Origin of the sequence: Microcella sp. (assembly GCF_033763155.1) — a bacterium.
GTDB lineage: Bacteria > Actinomycetota > Actinomycetes > Actinomycetales > Microbacteriaceae > Microcella.
Genome location: NZ_JANRKZ010000270.1, coordinates 1 through 3,998 on the forward strand (window position 1 = coordinate 1; position 3,998 = coordinate 3,998).

The 3,998-nt window shown below is 67.7% G+C and carries 4 protein-coding genes and 1 pseudogene; all 5 read right to left on the reverse strand.

Annotated features, from left to right (window positions below; genetic code table 11):
- Positions 1 to 1,100, reverse strand: a 1,100-nt coding sequence (locus tag SFU54_RS11460; protein WP_319016401.1) for a GNAT family N-acetyltransferase, incomplete at its 3' end; no start/stop codon positions are given.
- 118 nt (positions 1,101 to 1,218) lie between these two features.
- Positions 1,219 to 2,016, reverse strand: a complete 798-nt coding sequence (locus SFU54_RS11465; RefSeq protein WP_319016402.1) for a hypothetical protein — start codon at positions 2,014 to 2,016, stop codon at positions 1,219 to 1,221.
- Positions 2,013 to 3,194, reverse strand: coding sequence for a benzoate/H(+) symporter BenE family transporter (locus SFU54_RS11470; protein WP_319016403.1), 1,182 nt, complete (start codon positions 3,192 to 3,194; stop codon positions 2,013 to 2,015). The genes SFU54_RS11465 and SFU54_RS11470 overlap by 4 nt, the downstream gene beginning before the upstream one ends.
- A 10-nt stretch (positions 3,195 to 3,204) precedes the next feature.
- The gene (locus tag SFU54_RS11475) at positions 3,205 to 3,729 is read right to left on the reverse strand and encodes a pyridoxamine 5'-phosphate oxidase family protein (protein WP_319016404.1); all 525 of its coding nucleotides are present in this window, start codon (positions 3,727 to 3,729) and stop codon (positions 3,205 to 3,207) included.
- Between the two features lie 52 nt (positions 3,730 to 3,781).
- Positions 3,782 to 3,998 (reverse strand): annotated as a pseudogene (locus tag SFU54_RS11480) (ATP-dependent Clp protease ATP-binding subunit ClpX); the annotation flags it as partial.

Here is a 3,998-nt window from a genome sequence, read left to right on the forward strand (position 1 = left end):
GCGCCGTGCGGGTCGCCCGCGTGGGCCGTGACCGTTGCGGCGCCGTCGGGGGTTGTCGTGAGCATCCACTCGCCCGTCGCGAAACCGAGGGAATCACTCACCCGCAGCACCACCGAGTCGGCGGCGGCATAGCGGCGACCCGAGAGCGCAGCGGGCACGTCGAGAATGCGCAGCCACAAGTGTTCTCGCCGCGCAATGGTCTCGACCGCGCGCGGATTCGAGACCATCCACTCGAGGGGCTCGTCGACGGGGCGCAACTCGGCGACGACGGTCGAGACGAGATCCTGATCGAGCACGAAGTGCCACAGGGCGGTGAGGGCGTCATCGGTCGCGGCACACAAGTGCTCAACCGTGAGCGTGTGGGCTGAGAAGTCGCTCGCGTGCTCGTTGACCGAATAGAGCACGAAGCCCTGCGCATCGCCGTGCTCATCGTCGTAGCGCGCGGCCCGCAGCTTCGGCGCGTGCGACGCGGTGCGCGCCGAGATGGCGAACGCACGATCCCAGTGCAAGTCGTCGCTCGCAACCTCGCCACCCACGCGCTCGTGAGCGCGGGCCGCGATTGCCGGCGCGAGGGGCCGCACCGCGCGTGGCTCGACCAGGTGCACGCGGCCCGGCGTCGCGGGGGCCGTGACCGTCAGCTCGCGCGTCGAGATGCGATAGTCGGCGCTATAGGCCGCGGGCCCGAAGCCCCAGCGGCCATAAATCGTTGCTTCAGAAACCGTGAGCATCGCGATCGGGATGCCCGCCTCATGGGCAGAGCGCAACTCACCCTCGAGCAGAGCGCGCGCGATACCCCGGCGGCGATGGGTCGAGGCAACGTGTACGAGGCTGATCGCCCAGGCCTCGATGCTGCGCGCATCACCCAGGCTCAGGGGTATGCGCCACGAGGTGACGGTTGCGACGGGCGTTTCGGGTTCAGCGGCAGTGCTGTCGTGCACGGCAACCGAGCGAGCGTGGCCGAAGCCGGCGCGATACTCGCTGAGCTGTTCGGGAGTGAGTCCCTCAAAGTGCAAGCCCCGATAGACGGCTTGCAGAAAACGGTCAAACGCCGCGGTGTCGCTTGTGTCGAGCACCGCATAGCCGAGGCCGTGGGCGGCCATTGCCGCGCGCTAGGTCTCGTCGAGCGGCAGGGCGTTGTGGTCGGCGGTCATGACTCCAGGCTAGCGAGCCGGGCTCGTGCAGGCGGCTCTCCTGCAGGCGGCTCTACTGCTGGCCGCTCTACTGCAGGCCGCGGCGCAGGGCGGCGAGCGCGGCCGTGGTCGTATCCACCCCGTCGACCGCGGCACGCTGCTCGATGGCACGCGAGAGTTCGGCCGGCAACGACAGCGTGAGGTGCTCGGTCGATGCGGGGTGCGGAGCGGGAGCATCCGTCGCGTCGACGATCGCCACAGCGGGCGCATCTTTCACGAAGATGGCCAGCACGGGCACGACCACCGTACCGAGCACGTCAAGAATGCCGACGACACCGAAGAGCCGCCAGTACCACTCTTCGTTGCCGGCCCCGGGAATCTCGCCTTCGCTCGCGATCGGCAGAATGATCATGATCGCGACGGCAGCGATCATGACGAGCGTCACCATGAGTCCGATACGAATGATCTGACGTCGGCGTCCGGCAAGCAGCAACAGCAGATTGGCATGCGCGAAGCTCACCGCCAGCACTCCGGAAATGGCGAAGACCTTGAGCCAATCGTCGAAGCCCTCGAGGTTCCAGTCGCGCCAAATGAGAACGAGGCCGGTTGCAAGAGCGATCGTGCTCGCCGCGAGTCCCACGAATCCGACGAGGCGCATCGCGCGGTCGGCGATCGCGAGGTGGCACAACGCCGTGATGCTCACGCCACCCATGAGCAAAGTCGTGAGAATGATGCGACCCTGTGTTTCGCCGAAATCGCCGCTCAAGAGCGCGATGATTCCGACGACGGCGGTCAGCGTAAACGAGACGATGATGCCGTAAATGGCTCCCTTGCGAGCCGCACCCACGGCGGCGTCGCGACGGTCTGCAGCAGCGGTCGAGGTCATTCTGGCTCCTTTGCCCGGCTCGGGTCGACTGTACTCCTACGGTGCGTCACGAGCATGACGAGCGCGCCGACGAGCAGGCCCCAGAAGGCGCTTCCGATGCCGAGCACAACGACGCCCGATGCCACGACGATGAGCGTCACAGCGGCCGTCAGCCGCGTTTCTGGCGCCTCGAATGCGCTCACCAGACCCGAGGCGAAGGCGCCAAAAAGTGCGAGGCCCGCCACGGCGATGATCAGAATCGGAGGGGCAGCTGAGACCAGCGCCGTGGCCACCCCAGAACCAAACCCAAGAACAATGTAGGTAGCACCACCCGCAATCGGCGCAACCCAGCGGCGACGGGGGTCAGGGTGCGAGTCAGGGCCTGCCATGAGCGCAGCCGTGATCGCGGCAAGGTTGAGGGCATACCCGCCGAACGGTGCGATCAGCGCAGTTGCAGCACCGCTGGCGGCGAGCATCGTGCGGGCGGGCACGTCGCGGTAGCCCAGAGTGGTTAAGACCGCGAAGCCGGGAACGTTTTGCCCGGCCATCGTGACGATGTAGAGCGGCACGCCGAGCGAGACGATCACGAGCGGGTCGACACTCGGCATCGTGACGGTGAGAGCGGGCGCGAGGTTGACGCCGGTCATCCAATCACTGCCCGCACTCACGACGACGCCGACGATCGCGACCAGCATCGCTGCCGGCACGGCCCAGCGCGGAAGCCACCGCACAAGCAGCAACCACACGATGATGACGGGGGCGGCCAGCAGGGGCTCGTGCATCACGGCGGTGACCGGTGCGATGCAGATGGGAAACAGGATGCCTGCGAGCATCGCCCCCGCGAGTGGCATGGGAATGCGCGTCATCGCGCGGCCGAGCCACGGCCACAGGCCGCTGATCAGGATGAGCAGCCCGCACACGATGAAGGCGCCGATGGCCGCGCCGTATGACCCCGTCGAGCCTTCGGCAGCGACGAGCAGCGCTGCGCCGGGCGTTGACCACGCGAAACTCAGGGGAAGTCGGAACCGCCACGAGAGCAGCCCAGCGAGCAGCGCTTGGCCAATGCAGAGCGCGAGCAGCCCGCTCGCTGCCTCTGCCGGGCTCGCGCCCACCGCGAGCAGCCCGGCGATGACGAGGGCGAATGAACTCGCGAAACCGGTGAGCGCGCCGATGACCCCGGCGATGATCGGCTGCAGCACGAGGTCGAGCCTAGGGTGCGGCGCGGTACCAGTGGCGCACGTGCTGGCGATCGTGCCGTGCTTGCCAGAACTCAACTTCGGTGGGCGCGAGTGCCCACGCCGCCCAGTCGGGGTTACTCGGCTCGGTCACGGCGGGCCGCGCTGCCCAGTCAGCAGCCGCCACCTCGCTCGGCAGTTCTTCGACCTCGCCCGTCACGCGCACTTGGCGGCCCAGCTCGGGCCAATAGAATGTCAGGGCGGCACTCGGGTTTGCTGCCAGATCGATGCCCTTGCGTGTCGACCGCGCCCCCGCGAACACCCACTGACCGTCGACGAGGTCTTTGAGAATCAGCGTGCGGGCGGTGACGTGGCCCGTCGGCCCCGCGGTCGAGAGGGTGCACGCGTGGGGTTGCAGCACTCCGTGGGCGAGGGCATGGTCGAGCCACTGCAGAAAGAGTTCGTGGGCCGTCGCCGGAGCACTCGCCACGTCGAACGTGGGGAGGTCGGCGGCAAACGCCGGTAGTGCTCTCAAGCGGTTGCGCAGTGAGTCGCTCATGCCGCCAGGGTAACCCGCTCAGCCGCGAGCAGGCACGCGCAGGTGAGCGTTGTTAGGCAGACTTCTCGCGGCGCGCAGCGATGCTGCGCGGCACAATCGTGGGAGCCGCGTTCTCGAGCACGACATCGCGCGTCACGACGATGCGCTCGACATCGTCATTCGACGGCACCTCGAACATGATCGGGCCGAGCACTTCTTCCAAGATCGCCCGCAGGCCGCGCGCACCCGTTTGACGCAGCACGGCAAGGTCAGCGATGGCATCGAGGGCG